Raw genomic sequence first — 1,084 nt, forward strand, 5'->3', positions numbered from 1 at the left:
CAAGGCTAAATACTACTGACTGACCGATAGTGAACTAGTACCGTGAGGGAAAGGCGAAAAGAACCCCGGAGAGGGGAGTGAAATAGATCCTGAAACCGTATGCGTACAAGCAGTGGGAGCAGACTTTGTTCTGTGACTGCGTACCTTTTGTATAATGGGTCAGCGACTTATTTTCAGTGGCGAGCTTAACCGAATAGGGGAGGCGTAGCGAAAGCGAGTCTTAATAGGGCGTCTAGTCGCTGGGAATAGACCCGAAACCGGGCGATCTATCCATGGGCAGGTTGAAGGTTAGGTAACACTGACTGGAGGACCGAACCGACTACCGTTGAAAAGTTAGCGGATGACCTGTGGATCGGAGTGAAAGGCTAATCAAGCTCGGAGATAGCTGGTTCTCCTCGAAAGCTATTTAGGTAGCGCCTCATGTATCACTGTAGGGGGTAGAGCACTGTTTCGGCTAGGGGGTCATCCCGACTTACCAAACCGATGCAAACTCCGAATACCTACAAGTGCCGAGCATGGGAGACACACGGCGGGTGCTAACGTCCGTCGTGAAAAGGGAAACAACCCAGACCGTCAGCTAAGGTCCCAAAGTTATGGTTAAGTGGGAAACGATGTGGGAAGGCTTAGACAGCTAGGAGGTTGGCTTAGAAGCAGCCACCCTTTAAAGAAAGCGTAATAGCTCACTAGTCGAGTCGGCCTGCGCGGAAGATGTAACGGGGCTCAAACCATACACCGAAGCTACGGGTATCACCTTCGGGTGATGCGGTAGAGGAGCGTTCTGTAAGCCTGTGAAGGTGAGTTGAGAAGCTTGCTGGAGGTATCAGAAGTGCGAATGCTGACATGAGTAACGACAATGGGTGTGAAAAACACCCACGCCGAAAGACCAAGGTTTCCTGCGCAACGTTAATCGACGCAGGGTTAGTCGGTCCCTAAGGCGAGGCTGAAAAGCGTAGTCGATGGAAAACAGGTTAATATTCCTGTACTTCTGGTTATTGCGATGGAGGGACGGAGAAGGCTAGGCCAGCTTGGCGTTGGTTGTCCAAGTTTAAGGTGGTAGGCTGGAATCTTAGGTAAATCCGGGATT

The 1,084-nt window shown here is 51.0% G+C and carries 1 rRNA gene; it reads left to right on the top strand.

Annotated elements, in window-relative coordinates:
- Positions 1-1,084: ribosomal RNA gene (locus tag ACM6I6_RS22630) — 23S ribosomal RNA — on the top strand; the annotation flags it as partial.

It is taken from the genome of Pseudomonas sp. IT-P218, assembly GCF_949767605.1.
Classification (GTDB): Bacteria; Pseudomonadota; Gammaproteobacteria; order Pseudomonadales; family Pseudomonadaceae; genus Aquipseudomonas; species Aquipseudomonas putida_AE.